The organism is Micromonospora sp. BL4 (genome assembly GCF_003667505.1).
GTDB lineage: Bacteria > Actinomycetota > Actinomycetes > Mycobacteriales > Micromonosporaceae > Micromonospora.
The window spans coordinates 53,876-77,795 of the sequence record NZ_RCVJ01000088.1; the positions used below are offsets into that span (position 1 = coordinate 53,876).

Genomic DNA, 23,920 nt, shown 5'->3' on the forward strand with positions numbered 1-23,920 from the left:
GACAGCGCCGACAGCGCCGACAGCGCCAACGCCGACAGCTCGACTCGCCGACGAGCCGACGTCGGGCATGGGTCGCCAACGAGCGGTATACCTCAGGGTCATATTTATGACTCCCAGGTATACCGCTCGCAACACCGCCTGCCTGGAAGGGCGACCCCGCCCCGACCGGACCCCACCCATCTCACCCCTGGCGGGCGTCGAAACCGAAGATATATACGCGGTGTATACCTCCGGTGTATGGTGCTGCCATGAGCGTTCCTCTGACCCTCCTCGGCCTGCTCGACCGCGAGCCCAGCCACGGGTACGACCTCAAGCGCGAGTACGACACCTACTTCGGTCGCGGTAAGCCGCTGCCGTTCGGCCAGGTCTACTCGACCCTCAGCCGCCTGGCTCGCGACGGCAAGGTGGTGATCAGCGAGGTGGGCCCCGGCGAAGGGCCCGACCGCAAGCGCTACATCATCACCGACCTGGGCGCCACCGAGGTCGAGCAGTGGCTGACCCAGCCGGTCGAGCCGGAACCGCATCTACAGACCGTCCTCTTCGCCAAGGTCGTCCTCGCGCTGATGCTGGACCGTCCCGCCGACGAATACCTCGACACCCAGCGCAGCGCGCACCTTCAGCGGATGCGTGAGCTCACCGACATCAAGCGCACCGGCAACCTCGTCGACGCGCTGCTGGCCGATCACGGCCTGTACCACCTGGAGGCGGACCTCAGGTGGATCGAGATGACCGGCGCCCGGTTGGACGCCCTGAGGAAAGCGGTACGGCCATGACCATCGCGATCGAAGCGAGGAACGTCGTCTTCTCGTTCGGCCAGACACCCGCGCTCCGGGGCGCGAGCATCGCCGTCGAGTCCGGGGAGATCGTGGCGATCATGGGGGCCAGCGGCTCGGGTAAGTCGACGTTGCTGCACTGCCTGGCCGGCATCCTGGTTCCGGACTCCGGCGAGGTCCTGTTCGACGGGGCCCGGGTCGATTCCCTGACCGAGGCCCGACGCAGCAGCCTGCGCCGGGACCGCTTCGGGTTCGTCTTCCAGTTCGGTCAGCTCGTCCCCGAGTTGACCACCGCGGAGAACGTGGCACTGCCACTGCTGTTGAACGGCACCGGCCGGGCCGAGGCGCTGCGCAAGGCCCACGGCTGGTTCGAGCGGCTCGGCCTGGAAGGGCTGGAGCAGCGCCGGTCGGGCGAGCTTTCCGGGGGGCAGGCCCAGCGGGTCGCCCTGGCCCGAGGTCTGGTCGCCGGGCCAGAGGTGCTCTTCGCCGACGAGCCGACCGGCGCACTCGACTCGCTCACCGGCGAGCAGGTCATGGACCTGCTGGTCACCGCGGCCCGTGAGCAGGGCACCACGGTCATCCTGGTCACCCACGAACCGCGGGTCGCCGCGTACGCCGACCGTGAGGTCATGGTGCGCGACGGCCGCGTGAACGCGCCGGACCGGATCGCGTCATGATTCGCTTTGGGCTCCGCCTCGCCGTGGCCGGCGGGCGGGAGGCGCTCACCCGCCTCATCATCATCGCGACCGCCGTCGCGGTCGGCGCCGGGCTGCTGCTCGTCACCCTCGCCGGGCTCAACGCCGTGAACGCGCAGCTCACCCGGTACGCATCGCTCTATCCCAGTGCGTCGGCGGACGGCAGCGCGGATCCACTGTGGTGGTCCACGCGCGACGACTACTTCCGCGGCGAGCAGATCGTACGGATCGACGTCGCTGCCTCCGGGCCGGGCTCGCCGACCCCGGTCGGCATCCCGAAGACCCCGGGGCCGGGGGAATACTACGTCTCACCGGAACTCACCGAGCTGCTGGCCGCGACCCCCGCCGCCGAACTCGCTGATCGCTACCCCGGGCGGAGCCTCGGCACGATCGGCGACGCGGCCCTGCCCTCGCCCGACGCCCTCGTCGTTCTCGTCGGCCACACCGTCGACGACGCCGCCGCGCTGCCGAACGTCCGCCAGCTCACGAGCGTCGGCGCCGAAACCCCCGCGCTGCCGGAGACGGTCGTCGACCTCATCCTCGGCGTGGTTGCCGGTGGGCTGCTGTTCCCGGTACTGATCTTCATCGGTACGGCCACCCGGCTCAGCGCCGCCCGCCGGGAGCACCGGTTCGCGGCGATGCGTCTGGTCGGCGCGACGCCCCGGCAGATCTCGATCATCGCGGCGACCGAGGCCGCCGCCGCGGCCGTCGCGGGCACCGCCCTCGGTTTCGCGCTGTTCTACGCGTTCCGCGGCCAACTCGCGGCGATCCCGTTCACCGGCATGCGCTTCTTCCCCGGCGACATGGTCCTGCGACCACTGGACGTCCTGGTGGTCGCGCTCGGCGTTCCGGCCGGCGCGGCGCTGGCGGCGTGGGTCTCGCTGCGGCGCGTCCGGATCTCCCCGCTCGGCGTCACGCGGCGGGTCACCCCCCGGCCACCAAGCGCGTACCGGCTGATCCCCCTCGTGCTGGGGGTGGCCGAGCTGGCGTACTTCATCGGCCGCCGGCCCGTCACGTCGGACGGCCAGACGGCGGCGTTCCTGCCCGGCCTCCTGCTCATCATGGCCGGTCTGGTCCTCGCCGGCCCGTGGCTCACCATGGTCGGCGCTCGTGTGCTGGCCAACCGCGCCCGTCGCCCGGCAGCGCTCATCGCGGCGCGACGCCTGGCCGACAACCCGAAGGCGGGCTTCCGGGCGATCAGCGGCATCATGCTCGCGCTCTTCGTCACGAGTGTGTCGATCGGTGTCATCACCACCATCGTCGCCAACCGTGGCCCGGCCCCGGTCGGCTCGACCGATGCCGCCACCCTCTCCACCGGCCTCTCCGACGACGAGCTCTCGGTGCCCGACACACTGCTGGTCGAGCTGCGCTCGATCCCGGGCGTACGCAGCGCGACGGCGGTGCACCGGAACCCGGACCGGATGGCCGATCCCGGCGTGCTCGCGTGCACGGACATTCCCGCGGCGTACGGCCGATGCGCCGACGGCGCCACCGTGGCGGCGGTGGCCCACAACTTCATCCCGTTCGACGGGTCGGCGTCCGCCACCCGGGTCTGGCCCGCCGCGCCCGTCTCCCTCGACGACCTCCAGCGGTTGCCGGTGGCGTCGATCGTCGTCGGCACGGACGGTTCGGCGACCTCGCTGGAACGGTCGCGTACGGTCCTCTCGCGGGCCTTCCCGGACTTCTGGGTGGCCCCGAGCGTGCCCGGTGAGTTCGAATCGTCCTTCGCCGACCAGTTGCGTGGCTGGCAGCAGTTGGCCAACGTCATCATCGTCGCCAGCCTCGGCCTGGCCGGTTGCAGCCTGGCGGTCAGCGTGGTGGGCGGTCTGAGCGAACGCAGACGGCCGTTCAGCCTGCTCCGCCTCAGCGGCGCGCCGGTGCGGGTCCTGCGCCGCGTCGTCGCCCTGGAGAGCACCGTACCGATGCTCGCCGTCTCGGTGGTCGCGATCGGCATGGGCTTCGTCGCCGCCCAGCTGTTCCTCAAGGCGCAGATGGACTACGCGCTCACCGCCCCCGGCCCGGAGTTCTACGCGATCGTGATCGTCGGCCTGGCCGCCTGCCTCGGCATCATCGCGTCCACCCTGCCGTTGCTGGAAAGGATCACCGGCCCGGAAACGGCACGCAGCGAGTGACCGCGCGAGCGGCGGGGGACACACGCCCCCGCCGCTCCGGTCACCGCGAGGAGGCCGGGCGCCGGCTCACTGGCCGATGCGGCCGTCGACGCACTCGCGCAGCAGGTCGGCGTGGCCGGCGTGGCGCGCGTACTCCTCGATCATGTGCACGAGGACGTCCCGGACGCTGACCGTGCCGTCGCCGAGGGGCACCTCACGCCCGAGGTCGTCCTCGTCGAGCGCGTCGAGCCACTGATCGGCCGCCGCGATCTCCGCCTTCCAGGTGGCGAACGCCTCCTCGACGACCGCGGGGTCCGCGACGGCGTCGTTGAAGTCCGCGTCCCGGTCGTCGTCGCGGCTGAACAGGCGCGGCTGGTCGGTTCTGCCCTGCAGGACGCGCTGGAACCAGCTGTGCTCCACCTTGGCCATATGCCGGACCAGGCCGAGCAGGCTCATGGTGCTCGGCGGCACCGAGCGGCGGGCGAGCTGCTCGGCGTCGAGACCGCCGCACTTCATCTCCAGGGTCAGCCGGTAGTTGGCGAGGTACTCCCGCAGGGTCGCCTTCTCACCCTTGGGGTTGCCGGAGGTTCGTGGATCGTCGGCGGGGTCCACCCACATGTCGCTCATGGCTCCCGACCCTGTCGACAAGCCGCGACGGATGCAAGCGGGTTACCGGCTCGGCCGGGCCGGTCGAGGTGGCGTGGGCGGCCCGCCGGCCGCGGCGTCGGCATAGCGGCGGGCCAGGTGCGCGAAGGCGTCTCTGAGCTCGGTCGGCCCGACGATCTCGATGTCGGCGTCGAACCGACCGATGGCGGCGGCCAGGCCGGCCCAGGACCACGAGCCGACGACGAGCCGGCAGCGGTCCGGGCCGAGGGCCTCGACGAGTCCGTCGTTGGTGTAGCGGGCGGCGACGTCGGCGGGGAGGTCCAGGATCACCTCACCTCGGCAGGGCCACCCTTCGGGGCCCTGGAACCTGCTGACCACGAAGGCGGCCACGTCCCCTCCGGGTAGTTCCCGTGGGGTGAAGCGAGGACCGGTGGGGGTGCGGGGCGTGATCCGGTCGGCGCGGAAGATGCGCCAGTCGTCGCGGTCGAGATCCCAGGCGACGAGGTACCAGCGCCCACCCCAGGTGACGACGTGGTGCGGCTGCACCCGGCGTGGCGCGGTGTCGGCCTGATCGTCACCGTCGGCGGCTGGCGCGAATGCGGGGTCGTAGTCGAAGCGCAGCACGTCGCGGGCGTGGACGGCGGCGCTGAGCGCCATGAGCACGCCGCTGTCGGCCGGTGGGTTCGATCGGGCCGCGGGCCGCTCGACGGCGGTGACCTGGATGGTGTCGATGCGACGGCGCAGTCGTGCGGGTATGACCTGCCGGACGGTGTGCAGCGCGCGCGCTGCGGCTTCCTCGATGCCGGCGCCGGCGGTGGTGGCGATCTGGAGTGCGACGGCGAGGGCGACGGCCTGCTCGTCGTCGAACAGCAGAGGCGGCAGGTCCCTGCCCGCGTCGAGCCGGTAACCCCCGTCGGGGCCCTTGGTGGCCACGATGGGATAGCCGAGCTCACGCAGGCGGTCGACGTCCCGGCGCACGGTGCGCGGACTGATGTCCAGCCGTTCGGCCAGCAACGCGCCCGGCCAGTCCCGGCGCGCCTGGAGCAGCGAGAGCAACGACAGCAGCCGCGCTGAGGTCTTCAGCACGAGTCCCGATACTGCCATGAGAAGAGGCCAGATCCTGGCCGCTACACCTGCGACCGTTGCTCGTATGTCCACCACCCAGGCGATGGGCCGACGAGCCCTCCGAGGCGCCATCCGATGACGGTGCTCGACACCCGCGCGCTCAATCGCGCGACGCTCGCCCGACAGCTACTGCTCGATCGCGCCGACGTGCCGGTTCTCGACGCCGTCGCGCACCTCGGCGGCCTACAGGCGCAGGAACCGCAGGAACCGTACGTCGGGCTCTGGTCGAGGCTGCGCGCGTTCGACCCGGCGGTGCTCTCGGACCTGCTGACCCGCCGGAGCGTGGTGCGGACGCACCTCATGCGTCGTACCGTCCACCTCCTCGCCGCCGACGACGTCGTGGCCTGGCGGGCCCGCCACGACGCCATGCTGCGCCAACGGGTGCTCGGCACCTACCGCCGAGAACTCGACGGGATGGACCTCGACGAGCTGGCGGCGGCGGGCCGCTCGGTGATGGCGGACGACGAGCCGCGCACGATGAGCGAGCTCGCGCGGGCCCTCACCGAGCGCTGGCCGGCGCCGGGGCCGAGGCCGATCGGTGAGATGCTCGTCGCCGCGCTGATCCCGATGGTGCAACTGCCACCGCGCGGCGTGTGGCGCACGAGGGCCGGCGCCCGCTACGCCCTGCTCTCCTCCTGGCTCGGCCGGGAGATCGACCCGCCGGCGCCGGAGGGCACCGATCCGGTCGGCCAGGTGCTGGTACGCCGCTACCTGGCCGCCTTCGGCCCCGCGGCCACGGCCGACCTGCGCGCCTGGAGCGGCCTCGCGGGACTGCCGGCCGCGGTGACCGCGCTGCGCGGGGAGCTGGTGACCTTCCGCGACGAGCGCGGCCGCGAGTTGTTGGACCTTCCCGAGGCGCCGCGCCCCGACCCGGACACACCCGCACCGGTCCGGTTCCTGCCGGCCTTTGACAACGCGATACTCGGCTACCACGATCGGAGCCGGATCATCGACGACGCGCACCGCGGCCTGTCGGTGGCCGGCGAACGCGCGGTCCTGGTCGACGGTCGGGTCGCCGCGACCTGGAGCGTCGAGGCCGGCACCGTGACCGTCACCCCGCTGCGCAGCCTCTCGCGAGCCGACCGCGAAGCCGTCGCCGAACAGGGGCGGGAGTTGGCGTCGTTCCTCTCCGACAAGGAGAGCCACCGGGTGCAGGTCACCCCGTTCCCAACATGAGCACGGGCGTGCGACGCGCCGCCGCCGGCCGTAGCGGACCGGCGGCGGCGCGCACGGACGATCAGGAGTAGGGAAGCCGGAGCACCGACTGGTTGCCGATGCCCACCGTGCTCGGGTTGTTGCCGATCGCCGACCAGACCTCCACCCGGACCGTGCCGTTGCTCAGCGCGCCCAACGTGCCGGTTGCCGAGGCCAGGCCGGTGCTCTGCGTGTAGTGCTCGTAGCCGGGGACCGGGTCGGTGGCGAAGTAGCGGGATGTCTCCACCCGCTCCCAGCTGCCGTTGCCCGTCAGGTCGTAGGAGATCCGCACCTGCACGCCGTTACCGACCGCCGTGCCGGCGTCGAGGAACAGGTCGAACGCGGTCTGTCCGCCGGCGTAGGCGAGGTTGAGGCCGGTCGCCGTGAAGACCTGCGGGTTGGTCGGCGTACCGTCGTGGTTTCCGTTGGCCGCCGCGACCGTGGTCGTTGCCGCGCCGCCGGCGGCGCCCAGGCCGCCACCGGGCAGCAGGTACCGCGTCGGCGAGCCGGACGGAGGCGGGGTTGTCGGCGGCGGGGTTGTCGGCGGCGGGGTCGTCGGCGGCGTACCCCCGGGGGTACGCCGCCGGCCGCGTTGCCGCCGCTCCAGGTGTACGCCCCGGTGGTGGCCGTGCGTCCGGCCGCCACGGTGAGCGTCGTGCCGTTGGAGAACGTCACCGTGATCGGCGTCGCGGTCGGGTTCGACGCCACGTAGGTGCGCGCCCCGTTGCGGGAGAACACCGCCGTCAGCGGGTGGTTGGCGGTCACCGTCGTGTCGACGGTGCCCAGCGCCGCGAGGTTACGGATCCAGTGGAAGGTGTGCGCCCGGCTCTCTCCCTCCTCCGGGGTGTAGCCGGGGTTCGCGCGGAGGTTCGCCAGGGCGGCGTCGCCGTCGCCGAGCGCCTGGAACTGCCAGAGGATGTCCTGCCACACCGTCGGCTGCCCGCCGTTGTTACGGACCAGTTCGGCGTAGTTGGTCCGTACGTACGCCGGGTTGTTGCCGAGGTAGAGGTGTCCGCCGGTGACCGGCAGCAGGTTGATGCCCTGGATCATCTCCGGCTCGCCGCTGAACCAGGTGGCGTACGCGCCGCCGTCACCCCAGACCATGCCGACCGTCGAGTGGCCGAAGGCGGCGGGGAAGTTCTGGTCGCTGACGTCGAACCAGTACTCCTGGATCGCCGCGGCCTGGGTGGTGTAGAGGAAGACGCCGGCGTCGCGGACGGCGGTGTCGCCCGTCGCCTGACCCCACTGGATCAGGGCGTTGGCGAAGTTCATCCCCTCCGACGACGACTCCTGGTTGTTGCCGGAGCCGAACGAGCCGTGCCCGGACGCCCAGTCGTGGCCGGCGTAGATGTCGAAGTCGCGCAGGTAGGGGAAGCGGGTGTCGTCGCGGCGGTAGTTGTTGGCGTCCCGGATCAGCAGGTCCACCATGCCGCCGTAGCGGCTCTTGGCGGCCCAGGCCGGGTCGAACTTCGCCAGCGTCGCGGCGGCGGCGATGTAGTAGCCGTAGTGGAAGTGGTGGTCGTTGAGCTCCTGGTCGGACCCGTACGACGCCGGGTAGCCGATCAGCGTGCCCCAGTTGGCGTCGTAGTAGAAGACCTTCGAGGTCTTGCCGCTCGACGCGGTGAACCAGTCGGTGAGCGTGCCGCGGATGGCGTTCAGCGCGCTGTCGCGCGTCGCGGTGTCGTTGACCAGGTCGGCCACCTCGGCGAGCCGGGCGGCCCGGCCGAGACCCTTGCCCGTCCAGTACGTGTCGCCGCCGCGCTGGTCCATCGGGTTCGCTCGGGCGGCGGCGAGGTGACCGGTGAGCGTCGCCAGGTCGGCGCCGCTGCCGTCGCCGACGGCCGGCAGTTCTGGCAGGACGCCCTGGAACTTCATGGCGGTGCGGAACTGGTTGACGCCGGTGAGCACCTTCATCCGGCCCCGAGCCGACGGGTAGGTCGGAGTGATCGGAGTCGAGCCGGTCAGCGATTTCCACTGGTGCGGGTAGAGGCTGACCACGGTCTGCGTGGCGGTTCCCTCCCGGGCGGTCGTGGTGAACGCGTACGTGGTGGTCAGCCCGCTGGTCGCCGGGTTGTAGGCGTACGAGACCTGCGTGCCGGTGACGTGGGCGTGCGCGTACCGCCCGTAGGTGGTGGACAGGTCGGCGCGCTCGGCCGTGCTCGACGTCGGCGGCAGAAGGGCGACGGAGAAGTAGCCCCGACCGGCCAGGGTGGAGGAGATCCGGCCGCCGCTGACGGTCCAGTTGGCGCCGCTGGGGGCGTACCCGACGTAGTCGTGGCCGTTGACCCGGAAGCCGATGGTGGCGCCGCTGTTGGACCAGACGTCGAGGGCGCCCGTCGTGCTGATCACCGCGTTCCCACCGGTGGTCTGGAAGTACGCGAAGGGCAGGCCGTGGCCGATCGTGGCACGCATGGTCCGGGTGCCGTCGCTCCAGTGCGGGCTCACCGTCCAGTCGGTCCAGCCGTCGACCTTGACCTGGGGCGCGCCGAGCCCGGCGACGCCGACGCGGATGTCCTGGACGTACGGGTAGTGGTACTCGCCGACCCCGGTCGCGGTGCCGCTGATGGCGGGCGTCGAGTTGGCGGAGAAGCCGAGGCCGTCGGTGAAGGTGTCGTACGAGATCGGGTGGGCGTGCAGGGGCTCGCTGAAGGCGCAGTCGGTCCGCTTCCAGAGCAGCGAGGACCACCAGTCGTTGGTGGGCACGGCACCGGCTGGCGCGTTGGCGGTGGCGAACTGCCGGGGGTTGCTCGACATCTGGCCGCAGCCGGTGGGGAGCGGTCCGACCGGGGTGGTGGTGTAGCTGCCGGCGCCGACGGGGGCGGCCACCGCGGGGCGGGTGAGGGTGATCGTGAGGCCGCCGGCGATCAGGGTCAGAGCGGTGGCGGCGGCCAGGATCCATCGGCGGTGGGGGACGGGAGGTTTCACGGTGCCTCCATCGCGTGCCAGGTTGCCGGCCTCGCCGGGTCCGACACGTTGTCTGGATTGAGAAGAAGGTGCGGTGAGAGAGCGCTCTCCCAGTCGGCACGGTAATCGAGGATCGTGACTTCCGTCAATGTGTCCGGCTGGTTGCGTGCTCATGTCGCGATTTGAACGCCCTCGGCCCCGCACCCCACCCGCTAACGCCGCCGGCTGACACCTCAGCCGACCGCGCTCACCACCTACCACCGCGCGCCGGTGCGCCCCTCGGCGACCCGCCACTGGCCGTCGGCCTGCCGGATCAGCAGCAGTTGCAGCGGCGCGACCTCGCCGTCGACGAAGCGGGCCTGCGCCAGTACCTCGGCACGAGGTTGCCCAGGGCCGACGATCGTCGTCCCCTCCACCGAATAGCCGGTGAGCCGCTGGCCACCGGAGTGCAGGTCGGAGAATGTGGGCAGGTCGCTGGCCTGCCGACGCTGCTCGGTCAGCAACTCGTACGCGACCGCGAACTCAGCCGCCACGAGCGCGTCCAGGTACGCCGTGGCGGTCGCCTGGGCGGGACCGCGTTCCCGGACCGCCTTCGTCACCGTCAGCGCCGTCCACGCCACGACGCCGATCGCAGCGATGATGCCCAGGGCAACGATCTCCCACACCGGCAGATTGCGGGTGACGCAGCCGTAGCACACGACCAGGATCAGCCCGATCGCCAGGATTCCGAGTGCTCGCGTCCAGCGCCCCGACATGCTCCGGACCTTAGCTTCGCGAGACCGCCTCTGCCAGAGCGCTATGACGACGGGACGCCACCCTCATCCCGCGACGGCGGACAGGTCGACCGCGGCGGCGGCGACGATCGCCTTGTCACCGTCGTTCTGGACGTAACCGACCACCGCGGACTGTCGAGGGTCAAGGTCTGGCGGCGCCTCCAACTCCACCCGCCCGCGCTCGGCGTCCACACCGACGGACGTGAAAGCCCGCACCACGTTGTCCTGCCGCAGCGTCCGCCCGGCATTCTCACCCCGGGCGACCGCACTCTCCAGGCCGCGCTCGACGATCGCCACGTTCAGCACCGCACGGTGCGGAGGCCGGCCGGTCTCGTAGCTTAGCGCCACCCGCTGCCCGGTGCCCGTGCCACCGGAGTACTCCTGGACCGACAGTGTGAGCGGGATGGTGGCTGCCGAGGTCAGTGCCGACGCGATCGAGGTCGCCGCTCGTCGACGGTCGGAGCCGACGAACTCGACGGTGCCGTTGACGACCATCTGGGGGGTGTAGAGGCGCCCGGTGCCGAAGGCCCGCGCGTACGCCTCCTGCCGCGCCGTGTACGCCGCGTCGGCGAACCGGTCGGGCCAGCCCAGGTCGTCCCAGTAGTCGACGTGGAATCCGAGCGCGAAGACCGGCTGCCCGCGCATCCGGGCGTCGCGCTCGATCTCGGTCAGCACCTCCTCCGCGGGAGGGCAGCTCGAGCAGCCCTGGGAGGTGAACATCTCCACGACGGCGAAGCCGCCGTTCGGTGGCGCGACGTCCGCCGTCCGCAGCGGCGAATCCGGCAGGCGGGCACGATCCGACCCGGGGTCCGTCATGGCGCCTCCTTCGTCGGTGCTGCTGGCGGCTCTCCGATTCCCGCTACCGCCGCGACCATGCCTGCCCGCTGGCTGGCAACTCCCGGCACGCGGGCTGCTCAGGTCGTCCGGCTGTCGCCCGCGGAGCGAGCGGGGGCGTCCCGCCGGGCGGGAGCGCCGTCGCCGTCCCGGCCCCGGGGGACGGCCGGACGTTCCACCGAGGTGACGGTGTGTGGCCCGCCGGGTCGCATGAGGACGGCCACGAGCAGGCTGGCGAGGATACCGACGACGCCTGCCACGACGAAGGTCGCCTGCACGCCGGCGACCCCGGCGGCGTGCGCCGCGCTGTCCAGCAGTTGCCGCCCCGCCGCCGGCGCGGCACGCAGCAGGCCGGGTGTCTGCCCGCCGGCGATGGCGTGCGCGACCCGTGCCGGGTCCGGAATGCCACGGCCGGCCAGGACGGACTGCGCCTGGGCGGTGAAGACGCTGCCCAGCGCGGCGATGCCGAACGCGAAGCCCAACTGGCGGGTGGTGTTGACGGCCCCGGCGGCCATGCCGCCGCGCTCGGCGGGCACCAGGGACATGGAGACCGAGCCGAGGATGGGCGTCGCGAGGCCGACGCCGACGCCGATCAGGGCGAGCCCCGGCAGCAGCGCGGGCCAACTGGCCGTACCGTGCACGAGCGCCGCGGTGAGCAGGCTGCCGAGGCCGACGAACAGCAGACCGGCGCCGATCACCAGGTCCGGTCGACGGCCGTGCAGCACCCGGCCCAGCGCCGCCGAGACAGCGAACGCGGTGACGGACATCGGCAGGCCGGTCAGCCCCGCCGCGAGCGGGCTCAGTCCCAGCACGGACTGCAGCCAGATCGAGGTGTAGGTGAGCGTGGTGAAGGCCGCGAACGTCAGCAGCAGACCGGCGAGCAGCACCGCGACGAACGAGCGGTTACGCAGGAGAGCGAGGTCGAACATGGCGTGCCGGGTGCGCGCCTCGATCGCGACGAACCCGGCCAGCAGGAGCGCGGCCACCACCAGCAGCCACCAGACGACGGCTGCGGACCAGCCGTCCTCGTTGGCCCGGATGAGCGCGTACGTCGCGCAGGCCGCGGCGGCGGTGAAGCTCGCCATGCCCGCGAGGTCGATCCTGCCGCGGACCGCCGCGTGGGCGACGGGGAGCGTCCTGCCACACAGCAGGATGGCGACGACGCTGACCGGCAGGTTCACCAGGAAGATCCAGCGCCACGAGGCGCCCTCGGTGAGCAGCCCGCCGAGGATCGGGCCCACCGCGGCCGAGGCGCCCGCCACCGCGCCCCAGATGCCGTACGCGCTGCCCCGGTCACGGCCCGCGTAGGCGCTGTTGAGCAGGGCGAACGTGGTCGCGAACATGGCCGCCGCGCCGACGCCCTGCACGGCGCGCGCGACGATCAGCACGCCTGAGGTCGGCGCGAGACCGCAGGCCAGCGACGACACCGCGAAGAGCAGGAGCCCGATGACGTACGCCCGGCGGTGCCCCACCCGGTCGGCGATCGAGCCGGCGCCGAGCACCAGCGCGCCCAGCGCCAGGGCGTACGCGTCGATCACCCACTGCAACGCCCGGAAGGACGCGTCCAGATCGTCGACCATGTCGGGCAGGGCGACGATCACGATCGTGACATCGATCAGGAGCATGAACGTACCCAGGCAGACCGTCAGCAGCGGCAGCCACTTGCGCATTCTGATACCTGTTTCTTCCGGGCGGACGCCTCGGCGCGTCGGTGGCGCGAACTCCGGCTGGTCGACCAGACGCAACCAGCTTTCGGCCGACCGGCATCGGACAACCTGTGCGCGGTCTCCGGAGCGGCCGCTCCCACCGGGGATTCGAACCCGTTCGAATCACTTGGCCGGCGATTGCGGACAGACGTTCACTGTGCCGGTCCTGAACCGCCTCCCGGCGGGGCACGAGAGTACGGAGGCACCTTTGACAACCTTGCGATCGCGGATCATGGCGGTACTCGCCGCGCTTGTCCTCGGCGTGTCCGGGAGTGCGTTTCTCGCCGGCCCGCCGGCGCAGGCCGCCACCGGAACCTGCTCAGGTTCCAAGATCGGTGGGTTCGACCTGTACGGAGACGTGGCCATCAACGGCTCCACGAGGTACGGGTACGTCGAGATCTACTACAGCGGCGGACACAACTGCGCGCGGACCGTGTCGAGTGCGAACACCTGGGGCGTCAGCAAGGTCATGTCGGTCGAGCTGTGGGTCTGTTCGTCCGGCGTCAGCAACTGTCGGCTGCTGGAGGCGAACGACCGGGACCACGGCACCTACCGGTACTACGCCGGTCCGGTGACCGCGTACGCCAGTGGAAAGTGCATCTGGGTCATCGGCAACATCTACTACCCGCCCACGGATTCCAACGCCGGCAACAACAGGTCGGGGTGGTGTGGCTGACGACCGTGGTGTGCGTCGTGCCGGGCAGGGGGCGCTGCCCGGCACGACTGCGTCAGCGGTCGTCGGTGTCAGCCGGCGGTGCAGGAGCGGATCTGTGGTCGGGCGCTGCTGTTGCCGTTGACCATCGTGGTGAAGCCGAAGGTCGGATGCATCGGATCGGGAGACGCCCCGGAACTATCGGCAGCGGAGACGCCGTCGCTCAGCCGCGCTGTGCGGCGGCGAGCATGTCGAGCGACACCTGCCACAGTCGCTCGGCCGCCGCGGGGTCGAGCGCGTGGTCGGCGACGCCCTGAAGCGGTGCCTCGGGGTTGTAGCGCGGCGCCTCGTTGCAGTCCTCGAAGTACCGACCGCCGATGCCGTCCAGCTGCGGCCAGGCGGCGAGCAGCACGGAGGTCGCCGCACCCTGCTGCGGGGTCTTGAAGTCGTACGCCGGAAGCTGCGCCAGGTCCTCCTCGGTGAGGTGGCGGCCCAGGTTGGTGGTGACCGCGCCCGGGTTGGCCGCGTTGACGGTGATGCCGTCGGCGGCCCAGCGCCTGTTCGCCTCGACCGCGAACAGCGCGGTCGCCGTCTTCGACTCGCCGTAGGCCAGGAGACGGTCGTAGGGGCGTTCGCGGAAGCTGACGTCGTCGAAGACCATCGGCGCCTGCACGTGTGCGATCGAGCTGAGCGACACCACGCGGGCCCGGCCGGCTGCCGCGAGGGCCGGGTGCAGCCCGTTGGTGAGCGCGAAGTGGCCGAGGTGGTTGGTCGCGAACTGCAGCTCCCAGCCCTCCGCCGTGCGCATCTCGGGGGTCGCCGACACCCCGGCGTTGTTGACCAGAATGTGCAGGGGGCCTTCCCAGGCGCTGACGAAGGCGGCGACCGACCCCTGGTCGGAGAGGTCCAGCGGAGCGACACCGATCAGCCGGCTCCCCGTGGTGGCGCGGATGTCCTCCGCCGCCCGTTCGCCGGCCACCAGGTCGCGTACCGCCAGGGTCACCGCGGCGCCCGCGGCTGCGAGGGCCCGGGCCGTCTCGACACCGATGCCGGACGAGGCGCCGGTGACGATGGCGCGCTGCCCGGTGAGGTCGAGACCGGCGACGACGTCAGCGGCGGTGGATCGGGCGTCGAAGGGCGTGGTGAACCGCTGTGCATTCATGATCGGCTTCCTCGGATTCGTTGTCGCTTCGTTCGGCGGTGACAGCCGCGTCGGGACTGAGGTTCTGTCCGACTTCGGCGCTCGCCGTGGTCCGGAACCCATCGTGCGCGGCAGCCTTCGAAGCGCCCAACACACGCTTCCTGGCATGGCTACAGTCTGTTCCTGTGACCACCCCTGAGCTGCGGCAACTGCGGTATTTCCTGGTCCTCGCGGAGGAGTTGAGCTTCACGCGGGCCGCCGCCCGCCTGATGATCGCTCAGCAGTCGCTGTCCCAGCAGATCACCGCCCTGGAACGCTCCCTCGGGGTGCGGCTGTTCGACCGCGACAGCCGCGGCGCCACGCTGACCGACATCGGCGCCCTGTTCGTCCCGGAGGCACGCGCCGTGACGGACCGCGCCGACGAGGCCGTCGCCGTGGTGGGCCGGGCCCGCAGGGGCGAGGTCGGCACGCTCAACCTGGCCTTCCTCGCCACCGTCGCCAACCACCTCCTGCCCCCGGTGGTCCGGGTCGTACGCGAGCACCTACCCGACCTTCGCCTGACGACGGAGTCCACCGGCATCGCGCCCCTGGTCGAGGGCGTTCTCGGCGGGCGCTACGACGTCGCCTTCACGAGGACCCCGCTCGTCCCCGCCCTGCGATCCAGGACCCTGGCGACCGAACCGGTGTGCGCCGTCCTGCCCGAGGGCCACCCGCTCGCCGAGCGTGCCGAACTGAAGCTCGCCGACCTGGCGGAGGAGCGGTGGGTGATGACGCCGCGCAGCTCCTGGGAACCCTGGCACCGCGCCTACGACGACCAGTTTCGCGAGGCGGGCTTCGTTCCGAACGTCGTCCAGGAGGAGGCCAGCGTGCAGAGCCTCCTCGGCCTGGTCGCCGCCGGAATCGGCGTCACCCGCCTCGCCCACTCGGCACGCAGCCTCCGCCGCACCGGCGTCGTGTTCGTGCCGCTGACCGGCGTGTTTGCGCGGATCGAGATGGTGTGGCTGTCGGGCAACACCGCACCCGCCCTGCGCCGGCTCCTGGACGTGGTCACCGAACTCGCGGCAACGACCGATCTGACCGAGGCCGGCTGAGCTGCCGGTCAGTCGAGGACGAACTCGCCACCCGGGTAGGCGAACGACGAGCGCGGCGAGTAGAAGCCCCAGACGAACTCCAGCGGCTCGGCCGGACGCAGCGCGTACACCGGGTGGTCGGGTTCGAGGAACTCCAGGGACTCCACCTCGAAGGGGTCGACCGGCGCCGCCACGAAGGGGTAGTTCCCACCTACCAGCCTGCCGTCCACCTGGGTGAAGTAGCGCAGTTGTCCCTGGTTCACGGCGTCACCGGTGCGGCCGACGCGGGCCGTCGTCCGGATCACGGGTACGCCGTCCGCCTCGGTCGTGGCGACGAGCCGGCGCCCGCGTACCTCGATGGTGGTTGTCCCCACCGTGGCCGGCACGCCGCGGGCGGCGGCATACGCGCGGACGACCGGACTGGAGTTGAAGTAGTGGGTCCACCAGCGACCGGGCGTCACCCCGTCGGGCGCGTCGACCCCGGACAGGTCGGGCCCGAGATACGTCAGCGAGTACGCGCCGAAGCCGGACGTCTGCGCGGCGTCGTCGACGACGTACTGGTTCATGAAGACCTGTCGGTTCGGGGCCGGTTTGAGCCCCGGGGGCACGAGGGCGGCCACCGCTTCCGGGTCGGCCGGGACCCAGCCGAAGTAGATCATCCTGCTGTTCACGACGAGCTGCGGAGCGACGAGGTCGGTCACGAGGGGTCCTTCCGCGTGGCATCGAGTTGTAGTCGCGACGCTACGGAGAGCCCCACCCGGAGACAACGACGGATTGCTGACACGCCAGCGGCCGGCGGCGGTGGCCCGCGTCGAGTGCGTCAGCGGGCCTGAAGTGGCGGCGGGCGGCGTTATAGTTGGCGCGGCAGAGCGCCTGCCAGCGCCCGCTGTGGTAGCCCACGTCTGACCACACGCTGGGGCCAAGAGTCTCCGACTCCGCGCGGGGTTGTGTCCACCTTCGGCGTGCCGATCACGCCGCCTGTTCGGTGGAGGGCGTGGGACTGCACCGGAGACGCCATGTCTGATCAGAATTCCCGCCGTACCCCACGCCCCGGGCGTGCCCGCAAGCGCGCGATCCGGGAGCAGGCGGCCCGGACCGGAGTCGCCTACTCGGTGGCTGCCCAGCAACTCGAAGCGGTCGGTCTCCAGCCTGGCGAAACTCTCTCCAGCTACGGCCGGACGATTTATCCGATCGGCTCCGACCCACACCGCCAGCTGCTCGTCGAACGCCGGGAGCGGCGGTCGTTCGCGGAGCGGGTGACGGACACCCGGCGGGCCGCGACCCTGCCGGACGGCCGCGCCCAGCACCTCGTCGAGCGGTTTCCGCCCACCCGGGGATCCAAAGGCACCGGGGTCGGCCCGCTCTATCACGGCGAAGGCCGCCAGGACCTGCTCGCGATGGTGTACATCGTGGTCGCCACCGAGTCGCCGGGGCTGCTGCCCGACGTGGGTGACCTCGTGTGGGTCGCGGAGATGGGCGAGGACACGGCGCTCGACACCGCCTGCGCCGAACTGGACCACGAGGCCCGTCGGCTGCTGGACCGGGAGCCGGTGGCGCTCTGGTCGACGATCGAGAAGGCGCTGGCCGCCGCGGAGCGCAGCACGGACTGGAAGATCCGCCAGGAAGCGCTGCGCCATGCCGCGCTCCTGCGGACGATGATGTCCCCGCGCGAGGGGTACGTGGGGGAGTTGTACGTCGAGGGGCTGCCGGTGGCCGGCGTCCGGCAGATCCTGGACGCGCTGCTCATCGTCGCCGAGGACGGGCATGCGCCGGGAACCCGGGTGCGCCTGCTCGACAAGCACCACGAGGGGCGAACGGCCACGATCATCGGCGCTGGGTGGGGATCGTCGGGTCCGCCGGTGGGCTACCTCGTCTGGCTCGACGGCGCGAAGACGCCGCTGCCGGCCCGTGCCGATCAACTGGTCGTGCTGGCCGGCCAGGAGTCCCTCCCGCGCTGAGCATCAACGCAGCGCGTCGTCGCGGAGCACGGCGTGCGCGCCGACGGTCTGGTTGACGATCTGCGTCACCCGTACGTCGACCGCGACGCTGGCCAACGCCACCGCGTCCGGACGGCTGACGCCGTGCAGCCGTTGCATCAGGGTCAGCATCGAGTCCAGCGCCATGAAGGTGGCGTCGTCGAGGGTCGCTCCGACGCCGAGGGTCAGCCAGGCGTCCGCGGTTCGGGCCACCGGGCCGGTGACGGGGAAGTCGTCGCGGACGTCCACGGTCAGCGTCACCTCGTCCATCGGGCACTCGATCGCCGTACCGCCGACCTCGCCGTCGCCCTGCGCGGCGTGCCCGTCCCCGACGGAGAACAGCGCCCCGTCGACCGGGATCGGCAGCAGCAGGGTGGTGCCGGCGGTCAGGTCCTTGCAGTCGAGGTTGCCGCCGCAGGGCCGGGGCGGGACCGTCGAATGCTTTCCCGGCTCGGCCGGCGGCATGCCGAGCACCCCCATGAAGGGGCGCAGCGCGACCGTGTGGCCGTGCTGGTTGCGGCCGGTCATCGCCACCGGGTCCAGTGCCCAGTCGTGCACCACCCCTTCCTGCTCGACGCCGTACCGCTCGTTGAAGCCAGTCGGCCAGCCACCCGCCACGGTGGTTCCCCAGGTCGCCGGGACGATCGCGTCGATCCGCACCTCAAGGGTCTGGCCGACGCGGGCGCCGCGGACCGCGACCGGACCGATCAGCGCGTGTCCGTGGTCGGGCTGGTGCTGCGGGACGCGCGGCCGGTCCCGGTTGTGCCCGCCGGGGTACGGGCCGGCCGACCACCAGCAGTCCAGGGTGCGGTAGGTGACGGTGTCACCGGGGTCGATGGTCAGGACCGGCGGGAAGTCGGGGGAGAAGTGGCCGTGCAGGGTCTCGTCGCCCGGTGTGAGGGTGTGTCGCATCTGGGCAGGCTAGTTGTTGCCGTCAGGGCCGGGTAGATGCGTGCCGCCGGTGAGCGGGTCCATCTCGGGGGCGGTCGTGGCTTCCGGTCCGAGAAGATTTCTGTCACTATCCATCGACGCATAGAAACTTTTCGTCGCCTTGGTTGTTCCCGATCACCGCCCTGGAGGATCAGTGCCCACTCGGAGACATCTACTGGTCACCGCCGCCGCTGCGACGGCGTCGCTGGTTGCCGCGGGGCAGGCTGCCCAGGCCGCGCCGGCCGCCGCCCTGCCCCAGGTCAACATGGAGGCGCTCATCAAGGCCGCGCAGATCGACCCGCGTCGCGCCGACAGCGCGATCACCGCGGGCAGCAAGGACAGCGTGCTGGCGGTGGAGCGAGCGTTGCAGGCCCGGGGCCTGCTGGCCGCCACCTACGTCGACGGCCACTTCGGCACCAGCACCGTCGCGGCGTACGCCGCCTACCAGCGGTCCCTGGGGTATTCCGGGCTCGACGCCACCGGCCTGCCCGGGCTGACCTCGCTGCGCCTGCTCGGTGACCAGCGGTACACCGTGACCATGCCGCTCTCACCGGGCAGCACGGTGGCCTTCCGTGGGGCCACCGTGAACACGCGCACCAGGGCCATGCTGCTGGAGGCGGAGCGGTTGCTCGGCCGGCAGTTGACGATCACGCAGGGCTCGTACAGCTCCGGCAACTCGAGCTCCGCCGGCACCCACGACGGCGGGGGAGCCCTGGACCTCTCGGTGAGCGGCCTGTCCACCACCTACCGCACCACCGTGGCGCGCCAGCTGCGCCAAGTGGGCTTCGCGGCGTGGCTGCGCACGCCGTCGCAGGGTGACTGGCCGTACCACATCCACGCGATCGCGCTGGCGGACACCGACCAGTCGGCTGCCGCGCAGCACCAGGCCGGGGACTACTACCTGGGTCTCAACGGACTGGCCAACCGCGGCGCCGACGACGGCCCGCCGGTCACGCCCAAGGTGTCCTGGGAGGAGTACCAGCGAGCCGCCTGAGCAGCGACGGACGGTGGTGAACGGGGCTCAGCGCAGCCGGCGGATGTCGCCGTACGCCCGGTAGAACCCACCTCGGCCCGACTCGCGGACCTCGGTCACCAGGTAGCGGGCACCGGGCTCGCGGATGCCCTTGGGGAACTGCAACGACCAGTCACGCCGGTAGCCGTCGGACAGCACCTGGACTCGCATCCGCCCCCGGTCGGTCAGGCACTGCACCACCACGCCCGCGCCGGCGTCGCTGGTCACCTCGACGACCGTCGGCTCCACGGTCCGCGGTGCCTGACGGGGCGCCTTGACGTCCAGCACGTCCGGCACGTCCCCGGTCTGGGCCGCCCGGATCGCCGACTCGCTGGCGTCGATGCAGGCCAGGTGGCCGCCGGTGGTGACGACGTAGAGCCGATCGCCGTGATATTGCATCGAGTACGCCGAGCCGCAGCCGGTGCCGAGCTTCCACAGCCGGGTGCCCGCCGCGTCGAAGCAGTAGATCGAGGACTGGCTGTCGCCGGCGAACACGAACCGGCCACCCTCGGCGGTGGCGCAGGAGAAGACCGGGGCGTCGCACCGGTAGCTGCGCTCGACCCGGCCGTCCTTGGCCAGCCGCACCACCTCGCGGGTGCCCGTCCCGGCGAACACGCTGCCGCGCTCCTGCCACCCGAAGAGCACCGAACCGGTCGTGGTGTGCCAGAGCTCGCGGCCGGTACGCCAGTCGTAGCCGGTCACCCCCTTTGAGTGGCCGTGGTAGAGCGCGTCGGGGTCGCAGCGCACCATCCAGGCCGAGCGGCCCCGCCCGGGCCGGCGCCAGAGGAACTCGTCCTCGTGGTCGATGGCGGCGATCCCGCCGTCGGCGTCCGAGACGCCCAGGACGCCGTCGTGGATGTCCAGCCAGTAGATGTCGATCTCGGGGGCGATCGCGTACGCGACCCGGGGGATCTTGCCGGAGAGGTCGTAGACGTTGCCGTCGTCGCAGCCCGCGTAGATCCAGGCGTCGTCGGCGACGATGCACTTCACCCCGTCGGGGAGCCGGACCTGACCGCGCACCTGGGCGTCGTGCCCGAGGGTGGTGATCACGCCCTGCTCGTTGCCCACCATGCAGTGCTGGTCGTCGACGAAGATGCCGAAGGCGGGGGCGCCGGAGTCGTAGCGCCACAGCACCGGGGCGGTGCGGGCCGTGGAGCGGGTGCTGACGATCTGTCGCCGGGAGATGCTGCGCTTCGGTCGGACGCCGGGGACGGCCGGAGAATAGCCCTTGCGGACCTTCTCGCCGATCTTCTTCGCCGCGGCCGCCCGGGCCCGGGCGTTGTCCGGGTAGGCGCTCGCCTTGACCTGCCCCTGGTCACCGATCCGGCCGTAGCGCACGGTCAGCGTGGCGTCGTCGACGACGACCTCGTAGAACTTGTGCGCACCGTCCACTTCGGACAGTTCGAGGTAGGTCGTCTCCTGCGGCATGGGGGCCTCCGAGGGGGTCAGCGACCGGCCCGAGGTGGCCGGCGCGGCGACAGTGACCACACGCTAACCACGCCCTCCGACAAGATCGGCTGCCGCCGCGCATCCGCCGGCGCGACGCCGGAGCGCGGCCGGCTGAACCAGCCGGCCGCGCTCCGGGTCACCGATCAGTCGACGATTCAGGGCTTGCGGGCCACCGCGCCGTACGCGTCGATGCCCTGGGCGTCGGGCTCGTCCGGGCGCCACAGCGGGATCGGCACCAGGCCGGGCTCCACCATCGTCAGGCCGGAGAAGCAGCTGGCGAGCTCCTCGGGGCTGCGCAGGATGTACGGGACGCCGCCGTTCTCCGCCAGCCGCTGGGCGCCGGACACCACCGCCGGGCTGGTGTTGGTGCCGTCCCAGAACACCAGGTGGCTGCCGGACGTGGTGGCGTCCATCGTCCGCTGGACGATCGAGCGCACCACGTCGAGGTCGGGCTCGTAACCCATGACGCCCATGTACATCACGGCGACGGGCTGGTCGAAGTCCAACGTCCGCGCCGCCTCGGCGAGGATCTTCTCCGGATCGTGGTAGTCGGCGGGCACGTAGGTGGTGACGCCCTCCGAGGTCGTGTTGGCCAGCAGTGCCCGGGCGTGCACGAGGACCATCGGATCGTTGTCGACGTAGACGATCCGCGACTCGGGCACGATGCCCTGGGCGACCGCGTGGGTGTTCTGCATGGTGGGCAGGCCGGTGCCGATGTCCAGGAACTGCCGGATGCCCGCCTCGGCGGCCAGGTGGCGAACGGCCCGCACCAGGAACCGGCGGGACTGCTGTGCCATGACGACGATCTCCGGATAGACCTCGGCCACGGCGTCGCCGGCCGCCCGGTCGGCCTGGAAGTTGTCCTTGCCACCCATCCAGTAGTTCCAGATCCGTGCCGCGTGCGGCACGTCGGGCTCAAGCTTCGCTGCGAGTTCGGCATCCGGGCCGGCCATGCCAGGCTCCAATCGGAAGGTCGTCAGACTGTGGGCACCGTTGCGGTACGAGCGGCATCGTACCCGCGCGTCCACTGTCGACGGTTCGGCGTCCGGCGCGGGTCGGCGTCCGCGTCGACGTGGCCGAGCCCTCTCACGGCGCGTCGACGACCTCGCGGCCGAGGGGCCAGAACGCGGCCGGCACGAGCTTGAAGTTGGCGATGCCGAACGGGATCCCGATGATCGTGACGCAGAGGGCGATGCCGGCGACGATGTGGGACAGGGCGAGCCACCAGCCCGCCAGCACCACCCACAGCACGTTGGCGAGCCCCGAGGCGACACCCGCGCCCGGCTTGGGCACCAGCGTGCGGCCGAACGGCCACAACGAGTAGACGGCGAGACGCAGCGACGCGACACCGAAGGGAATGGTGATGACCAGGACGAAGCAGATCAGCGCGGCGATGCCGTAGCCGACCGCCAGCACGATGCCACCGCCGAAGATGAGCCAGAGAACGTTCAGCACGAAGCGAATCACCTCTTCAGCATGAGGGGCGCTCGCCACCGGCGGTCCGCGCCCAGCGCCCGGCACAGCCTGGGGCGTCTTGTCGGACCCGCCGACTACCGTGCGGACGATCCGTCCCGAAGGAGTAGCGAGATGCGCGACACCAGCAGAGCCACCCCGGACTTCGAGCCGGCGTCCCGCGCGTTGACGTCGCTGGTGCTGGGGGTGACCGATCAGCAGCTCACCTCTCCCACCCCGTGTGCGGGATGGGTCGTGGGTGACCTGCTCGACCATCTCGTCGGCCTCACGATCGCCTTCCGCATGGCCGCAGAGAAGGCGCCCGACGGTGCTCCGGACGGCCCCGGCGAGTCCACGATGGCCAACCTGGATCCTGAGTGGCGCACGGTTCTGCCCGCGCAGCTCGACCAACTGGCTGCCGCCTGGCGCGTGCCGAGCGCCTGGACGGGTGATGCGGCGGCCGGCGGAGTCGTGCTGCCGGCCGAGGTCATGGGCCTGTTCGCGCTGAACGAGCTCGTCGTGCACGGTTGGGATCTCGCCCGGGCGACCGGCCAGGCGTACGACGTGGACCCGCAGATCGTCGAGTGCCTCCATGGTCTGGTGTCGCAGCAGGCGAGCAGCGAGGGCAGTCCGGGTCTGTTCGGGCCGTTGATCACGGTGCCGGCCGAGGCCGCGCTGCTCGACCGGGTCGTCGGGCTCACCGGGCGCGACCCGGCATGGACCGCTCCGACGGCTTCGTAGCCGACGTCGGATGACGGCGCACCGGCCTGCCCGGCCGGTGCGACATCGCCGGGTCGCAACTGCCCGATGCTGGCCCTGATCAGCCGGTGCTGGTCATCAGCGGGCGCGCCGGCAGTGCCGAGACTCGCTGAGCAGGGCGTCGATCTGGCCGCCGAGTTCGTCGGGATGGCGCAGTGCCGAGCGGAACCTCAGCCGGACGTCCCGATCGCCGGCGGGCAGCTCCAGGCGGAGCACGACACCGTGGCGATCGAGGCGCAGCGGCCGGACCTGGCGAACACCCCGCATGTGGTGGGTGGGAACCAGTCGGCACAGCCGGTCGACGGTGTACGCGTGGTGGTGGTCGAGATGGCACAACAGGTCGGCTTCGGTGGCGGCCAGTGGGTCGGGCTGGGCGGCGGCGAACGCGGCCGGGTCGATCGAGGTGGTGCCGTCGGCGGTGGTCACCTCGGCGGTGGCGAGATCAAGGACCGCCACCAGGTCGTCGTCACTCCCGTCGTACCCCGAGGTGTCGCCTCCGGTCGGAGCCAGCCAGCCGGTGAGCGTGCCGCGTCCCCGGACCCGGTTGCGTACCGGGGTGGGTGCCAGGTCGGTCACCTCGATCATCGCCACGGTCTCCCGCTGGTGCGCGAGGCGCTGCGCGAGTTGGCAGTTGGCCGGTAGCTCGACTCGCACCCGTCCATCACCTGTCACCGTGTGCCGTCCGGCGACGTGCGCCTCGTGGCCGGGGATGTGCAGGGTGAGGGAATGAGCGGCGACGAGCATCGATCGAAGACGGA

23 protein-coding genes are annotated in these 23,920 nt (G+C 71.6%); 9 read left to right on the plus strand and 14 right to left on the minus strand.

Translation table 11 applies throughout. From position 1 onward, the window contains the following. Positions 1 to 248: 248 nt before the first annotated feature. Genes EAD89_RS08435 through EAD89_RS08445 form a run of 3 tightly spaced genes read left to right on the plus strand, consistent with a single transcriptional unit; the run spans position 249 to position 3,600 of the window. Entirely contained in the window at positions 249 to 773 is a 525-nt protein-coding gene (locus EAD89_RS08435) for a PadR family transcriptional regulator (RefSeq protein WP_121657115.1), read from the plus strand. Then, complete coding sequence (locus EAD89_RS08440) at positions 770 to 1,450, plus strand: ABC transporter ATP-binding protein (protein ID WP_121675336.1); 681 nt, start codon at positions 770 to 772, stop codon at positions 1,448 to 1,450. The genes EAD89_RS08435 and EAD89_RS08440 overlap by 4 nt, the downstream gene beginning before the upstream one ends. Then, complete coding sequence (locus tag EAD89_RS08445; RefSeq protein WP_121675337.1) at positions 1,447 to 3,600, plus strand: FtsX-like permease family protein; 2,154 nt, start codon at positions 1,447 to 1,449, stop codon at positions 3,598 to 3,600. The genes EAD89_RS08440 and EAD89_RS08445 overlap by 4 nt, the downstream gene beginning before the upstream one ends. A 66-nt stretch (positions 3,601 to 3,666) precedes the next feature. On the opposite strand, the gene EAD89_RS08450 is transcribed toward EAD89_RS08445, so the two are convergent. Together EAD89_RS08450 and EAD89_RS08455 are read right to left on the minus strand one after the other, a co-directional pair. Further along, on the minus strand, positions 3,667 to 4,206 hold the full coding sequence (locus EAD89_RS08450) for a DinB family protein (protein ID WP_199733446.1): 540 nt from the start codon (positions 4,204 to 4,206) through the stop codon (positions 3,667 to 3,669). Between the two features lie 42 nt (positions 4,207 to 4,248). Beyond that, on the minus strand, positions 4,249 to 5,271 hold the full coding sequence (locus EAD89_RS08455; protein ID WP_121675338.1) for a YafY family protein: 1,023 nt from the start codon (positions 5,269 to 5,271) through the stop codon (positions 4,249 to 4,251). Positions 5,272 to 5,385: 114 nt separating this feature from the next. On the opposite strand from EAD89_RS08455, the gene EAD89_RS08460 reads away from it, so the two are divergent. Then, positions 5,386 to 6,486 (plus strand): winged helix DNA-binding domain-containing protein, encoded by a 1,101-nt coding sequence (locus tag EAD89_RS08460; protein WP_121675339.1) that lies wholly within the window; start codon positions 5,386 to 5,388, stop codon positions 6,484 to 6,486. Between the two features lie 61 nt (positions 6,487 to 6,547). On the opposite strand, the gene EAD89_RS30985 is transcribed toward EAD89_RS08460, so the two are convergent. From EAD89_RS30985 to EAD89_RS08480, 5 genes are all read right to left on the minus strand, one after another. Next, entirely contained in the window at positions 6,548 to 6,796 is a 249-nt protein-coding gene (locus tag EAD89_RS30985; protein WP_233578349.1) for a hypothetical protein, read from the minus strand. Beyond that, positions 6,775 to 9,429, minus strand: coding sequence for a glycosyl hydrolase (locus EAD89_RS08465; protein ID WP_233578359.1), 2,655 nt, complete (start codon positions 9,427 to 9,429; stop codon positions 6,775 to 6,777). The genes EAD89_RS30985 and EAD89_RS08465 overlap by 22 nt, the downstream gene beginning before the upstream one ends. Before the next feature lie 233 nt (positions 9,430 to 9,662). Beyond that, positions 9,663 to 10,163, minus strand: a complete 501-nt coding sequence (locus EAD89_RS08470; RefSeq protein WP_121675340.1) for a hypothetical protein — start codon at positions 10,161 to 10,163, stop codon at positions 9,663 to 9,665. A 63-nt stretch (positions 10,164 to 10,226) separates the two neighbouring features. Next, the gene (locus EAD89_RS08475; protein WP_121675341.1) at positions 10,227 to 10,997 is read right to left on the minus strand and encodes a thioredoxin family protein; all 771 of its coding nucleotides are present in this window, start codon (positions 10,995 to 10,997) and stop codon (positions 10,227 to 10,229) included. 98 nt (positions 10,998 to 11,095) lie between these two features. Then, the gene (locus EAD89_RS08480) at positions 11,096 to 12,685 is read right to left on the minus strand and encodes an MFS transporter (RefSeq protein ID WP_121675342.1); all 1,590 of its coding nucleotides are present in this window, start codon (positions 12,683 to 12,685) and stop codon (positions 11,096 to 11,098) included. Between the two features lie 244 nt (positions 12,686 to 12,929). On the opposite strand from EAD89_RS08480, the gene EAD89_RS08485 reads away from it, so the two are divergent. Then, positions 12,930 to 13,397 carry a hypothetical protein gene (locus tag EAD89_RS08485; protein ID WP_147458779.1) on the plus strand — a complete coding sequence of 156 codons (468 nt, stop codon included), beginning with the start codon at positions 12,930 to 12,932 and terminating at the stop codon, positions 13,395 to 13,397. Positions 13,398 to 13,596: 199 nt separating this feature from the next. On the opposite strand, the gene EAD89_RS08490 is transcribed toward EAD89_RS08485, so the two are convergent. Further along, a complete protein-coding gene (locus EAD89_RS08490; protein WP_121675344.1) occupies positions 13,597 to 14,535 on the minus strand; it encodes an SDR family NAD(P)-dependent oxidoreductase in 939 nt (312 codons plus the stop codon). 164 nt (positions 14,536 to 14,699) lie between these two features. Here EAD89_RS08490 and EAD89_RS08495 point away from each other — a divergent pair, with 164 nt between their 5' ends. After that, positions 14,700 to 15,605 (plus strand): LysR family transcriptional regulator, encoded by a 906-nt coding sequence (locus EAD89_RS08495; protein WP_233578365.1) that lies wholly within the window; start codon positions 14,700 to 14,702, stop codon positions 15,603 to 15,605. An 8-nt stretch (positions 15,606 to 15,613) separates the two neighbouring features. Here the strand turns inward: EAD89_RS08495 and EAD89_RS08500 are convergent, their stop codons facing one another. Next, on the minus strand, positions 15,614 to 16,285 hold the full coding sequence (locus EAD89_RS08500; RefSeq protein ID WP_233578367.1) for an acetoacetate decarboxylase family protein: 672 nt from the start codon (positions 16,283 to 16,285) through the stop codon (positions 15,614 to 15,616). Positions 16,286 to 16,600: 315 nt separating this feature from the next. Between EAD89_RS08500 and EAD89_RS08505 the strand changes: the two genes are divergently transcribed. Next, a complete protein-coding gene (locus EAD89_RS08505; protein ID WP_121675345.1) occupies positions 16,601 to 17,542 on the plus strand; it encodes a hypothetical protein in 942 nt (313 codons plus the stop codon). A 3-nt stretch (positions 17,543 to 17,545) separates the two neighbouring features. Here EAD89_RS08505 and EAD89_RS08510 read toward each other — a convergent pair whose 3' ends face one another. Then, complete coding sequence (locus tag EAD89_RS08510; RefSeq protein WP_121675346.1) at positions 17,546 to 18,472, minus strand: acetamidase/formamidase family protein; 927 nt, start codon at positions 18,470 to 18,472, stop codon at positions 17,546 to 17,548. A 172-nt stretch (positions 18,473 to 18,644) separates the two neighbouring features. On the opposite strand from EAD89_RS08510, the gene EAD89_RS08515 reads away from it, so the two are divergent. Then, the gene (locus tag EAD89_RS08515) at positions 18,645 to 19,484 is read left to right on the plus strand and encodes a peptidoglycan-binding domain-containing protein (RefSeq protein ID WP_121675347.1); all 840 of its coding nucleotides are present in this window, start codon (positions 18,645 to 18,647) and stop codon (positions 19,482 to 19,484) included. Positions 19,485 to 19,511: 27 nt separating this feature from the next. Here the strand turns inward: EAD89_RS08515 and EAD89_RS08520 are convergent, their stop codons facing one another. The 3 genes from EAD89_RS08520 to EAD89_RS08530 form a co-directional block, all read right to left on the minus strand. Continuing rightward, positions 19,512 to 20,930, minus strand: a complete 1,419-nt coding sequence (locus EAD89_RS08520) for a WGR domain-containing protein (protein WP_121675374.1) — start codon at positions 20,928 to 20,930, stop codon at positions 19,512 to 19,514. Between the two features lie 176 nt (positions 20,931 to 21,106). Next, positions 21,107 to 21,904: an SAM-dependent methyltransferase gene (locus EAD89_RS08525; protein ID WP_121675348.1), complete on the minus strand. Its 798-nt coding sequence runs from the start codon at positions 21,902 to 21,904 to the stop codon at positions 21,107 to 21,109. A 133-nt stretch (positions 21,905 to 22,037) separates the two neighbouring features. After that, the gene (locus tag EAD89_RS08530) at positions 22,038 to 22,418 is read right to left on the minus strand and encodes a YccF domain-containing protein (RefSeq protein ID WP_121675349.1); all 381 of its coding nucleotides are present in this window, start codon (positions 22,416 to 22,418) and stop codon (positions 22,038 to 22,040) included. 120 nt (positions 22,419 to 22,538) lie between these two features. On the opposite strand from EAD89_RS08530, the gene EAD89_RS08535 reads away from it, so the two are divergent. Further along, positions 22,539 to 23,144: a TIGR03086 family metal-binding protein gene (locus EAD89_RS08535; protein WP_121675350.1), complete on the plus strand. Its 606-nt coding sequence runs from the start codon at positions 22,539 to 22,541 to the stop codon at positions 23,142 to 23,144. A gap of 96 nt (positions 23,145 to 23,240) precedes the next feature. Here EAD89_RS08535 and EAD89_RS08540 read toward each other — a convergent pair whose 3' ends face one another. Continuing rightward, complete coding sequence (locus tag EAD89_RS08540; RefSeq protein WP_121675375.1) at positions 23,241 to 23,906, minus strand: DUF2470 domain-containing protein; 666 nt, start codon at positions 23,904 to 23,906, stop codon at positions 23,241 to 23,243. Between the last annotated feature and the right edge of the window lie 14 nt (positions 23,907 to 23,920).

Coding starts and splice junctions, on each gene's coding strand:
- EAD89_RS08435 (WP_121657115.1), top strand. CDS start 249: ATGAGCGTTCCTCTGACCCTCCTCGGCCTGCTCGACCGCGAGCCCAGC.
- EAD89_RS08440 (WP_121675336.1), top strand. CDS start 770: ATGACCATCGCGATCGAAGCGAGGAACGTCGTCTTCTCGTTCGGCCAG.
- EAD89_RS08445 (WP_121675337.1), top strand. CDS start 1,447: ATGATTCGCTTTGGGCTCCGCCTCGCCGTGGCCGGCGGGCGGGAGGCG.
- EAD89_RS08450 (WP_199733446.1), bottom strand. CDS start 4,206: ATGAGCGACATGTGGGTGGACCCCGCCGACGATCCACGAACCTCCGGC.
- EAD89_RS08460 (WP_121675339.1), top strand. CDS start 5,386: ATGACGGTGCTCGACACCCGCGCGCTCAATCGCGCGACGCTCGCCCGA.
- EAD89_RS08470 (WP_121675340.1), bottom strand. CDS start 10,163: ATGTCGGGGCGCTGGACGCGAGCACTCGGAATCCTGGCGATCGGGCTG.
- EAD89_RS08475 (WP_121675341.1), bottom strand. CDS start 10,997: ATGACGGACCCCGGGTCGGATCGTGCCCGCCTGCCGGATTCGCCGCTG.
- EAD89_RS08480 (WP_121675342.1), bottom strand. CDS start 12,685: ATGCGCAAGTGGCTGCCGCTGCTGACGGTCTGCCTGGGTACGTTCATG.
- EAD89_RS08490 (WP_121675344.1), bottom strand. CDS start 14,535: ATGAATGCACAGCGGTTCACCACGCCCTTCGACGCCCGATCCACCGCC.
- EAD89_RS08505 (WP_121675345.1), top strand. CDS start 16,601: ATGTCTGATCAGAATTCCCGCCGTACCCCACGCCCCGGGCGTGCCCGC.
- EAD89_RS08510 (WP_121675346.1), bottom strand. CDS start 18,472: ATGCGACACACCCTCACACCGGGCGACGAGACCCTGCACGGCCACTTC.
- EAD89_RS08520 (WP_121675374.1), bottom strand. CDS start 20,930: ATGCCGCAGGAGACGACCTACCTCGAACTGTCCGAAGTGGACGGTGCG.
- EAD89_RS08525 (WP_121675348.1), bottom strand. CDS start 21,904: ATGGCCGGCCCGGATGCCGAACTCGCAGCGAAGCTTGAGCCCGACGTG.
- EAD89_RS08535 (WP_121675350.1), top strand. CDS start 22,539: ATGCGCGACACCAGCAGAGCCACCCCGGACTTCGAGCCGGCGTCCCGC.
- EAD89_RS08540 (WP_121675375.1), bottom strand. CDS start 23,906: ATGCTCGTCGCCGCTCATTCCCTCACCCTGCACATCCCCGGCCACGAG.